3 protein-coding genes are annotated in these 1,854 nt (G+C 72.8%); 1 reads left to right on the forward strand and 2 read right to left on the reverse strand.

What is annotated here, in order from left to right; genetic code table 11:
• On the forward strand, positions 1-732 hold a 732-nt coding region (locus CA984_RS43885), incomplete at its 5' end, for a 4'-phosphopantetheinyl transferase family protein (RefSeq protein WP_341351772.1).
• Here the strand turns inward: CA984_RS43885 and CA984_RS43890 are convergent.
• Together CA984_RS43890 and CA984_RS43895 are read right to left on the reverse strand one after the other, a co-directional pair.
• Positions 714-1,382, reverse strand: coding sequence for a response regulator (locus CA984_RS43890; protein ID WP_086579146.1), 669 nt, complete (start codon positions 1,380-1,382; stop codon positions 714-716). The two genes, CA984_RS43885 and CA984_RS43890, sit on opposite strands and share 19 nt — an antisense overlap.
• On the reverse strand, positions 1,379-1,854 hold a 476-nt coding region (locus CA984_RS43895; protein WP_242676518.1), incomplete at its 5' end, for a sensor histidine kinase. The genes CA984_RS43895 and CA984_RS43890, both read right to left, overlap by 4 nt.

Here is a 1,854-nt window from a genome sequence, read left to right on the forward strand (position 1 = left end):
CTGCCGCCCTGGGTCGCCGCCGTGGAGGCCTTCCGCGACCCGCCGGACGCCGCGCTGTTCCCCGAGGAGGAGACCGTCGTCGCCGGCGCCGTGGACAAGCGGCGGCGCGAGTTCACCACCGCCCGGCACTGCGCCCGCCAGGCCCTGGCCCACCTCGGACTGCCTCCGGCGCCGATCCTGCCCGACGAGCACGGCGCCCCGCGGTGGCCCGACGGGGTGATGGGCGCCATCACCCACTGCGCCGGATACCGGGCCGCGGCCGTCTCCCGGAGAGCCGTCACCCTCGGCATCGACGCCGAACCCCACGAGCGGCTCCCCGAGGGAGTCCTGCAGACCATCGCCCTGGACGAGGAACGGGCCGCGCTGGAACGGCTCGGCGGCGGGATCCACTGGGACCGGCTGCTGTTCAGCGCCAAGGAGAGCGTCTACAAGGCCTGGTTCCCGCTGGCCCGCCGCTGGCTCGGCTTCGAGGAGGCGCACATCGTCCTCGACCCCTCCGGAGTCTTCACCGCCCGCCTCCTCGTCCCCGGCCCGCAGGTCGCCGGGCGGAGGCTGACCGGCTTCACCGGACGCTGGATCGTCGCCGACGGCCTGGTGTCCACCGCCGTCACCCTGCCGTTCGGACAGCGTCCCGCGGACGCTCCACAGGATGTCCGGGAAGAGGTCCGCGACGTCCTCGGGAACCTCCCGCCCGGTGGGGCACGGCCGCGGGGTCAGGGCTGGAACCGGTAGCCCATGCCCGGTTCGGTGAGCAGGTGGACCGGGCGTGCGGGGTCGGGTTCGAGCTTGCGGCGGAGCTGGGCCATGTACTGGCGCAGGTAGTTGGTCTCCGTGGTGTGCTTGCTGTCCCAGACCTCGGTGAGCATCTGCCGCTGGCTGATCAGCTTGCCCGGATTGCGCAGCAGGAGTTCGAGCATGCGCCACTCGGTGGGGGTCAGCCGCACTCCTCCGGAGATCGTCTTGCCGGCCAGATCCACCGTGTGGCCGCCGATCTCGATCCGCGCGGGCTCGGCGTCCTGGACGGCCGTGCGGCGGGTCACGGCCCGCATGCGGGCCAGGAGCTCCTCGATGTTGAACGGCTTGGTGACGTAGTCGTCGGCGCCCGCGTCCAGGGCCTCGACCTTGTCCTGGTTCCCGGCCCGCCCGGAGAGCACGATGATCGGTACGGCGGTCCAGCCGCGCAGCCCGTGGATCACGTCCACACCGTCGATGTCGGGCAGCCCCAGGTCGAGGACGACCAGGTCGGGGTGCCAGTCCGCGGCCTGCCGCAGCGCCGAGCCCCCGTCCGGGGCCACCGCCACCTCGAAGTGCCGGGCGAGGAGGTTGATGCGCAGGGCGCGCAGGATCTGCGGTTCGTCGTCGACGACGAGGACGCGGGTCATCCCTGTGCCCCCGAGGAGGCCCTTGAGAAGGCGGGCAGCGTCAGGACCATGGTGAGGCCTCCCCCTGGTGTCTCGTCGGGTGTGAGGGTGCCGCCCATGGCCTCGGCGAGCCCCCGGGAGAGCGCCAGGCCGAGGCCGACCCCGGTGTGGTTGTCGCGGTCGCCGAGCCGCTGGAAGGGCATGAAGACGCGGTCGTGCGCCTCGGCGGGGATGCCGGGGCCGCGGTCGACGACGCGGATCTCGACGTGGCCGCCGTAGCTGCTCGCGGTGATGAGGACCTTCTTGCCCGCCGGGCTGTAGCGCACGGCGTTGGACATGACGTTGACCAGGATCCGTTCCAGCAGCGCGGAGTCGGCGACGACCTCGGGCAGGTCCACGGACACGTCGCCCTCGACGCGGTCGCGGAGCGGGCCGAGGTCGTCGATCGAGCGCGGGATGACCTCTTCGAGCGCGACCGGCTGCAGGGTCAGGC

The sequence above is a fragment of the Streptosporangium minutum genome (assembly GCF_002149035.1).
GTDB lineage: Bacteria > Actinomycetota > Actinomycetes > Streptosporangiales > Streptosporangiaceae > Streptosporangium > Streptosporangium minutum.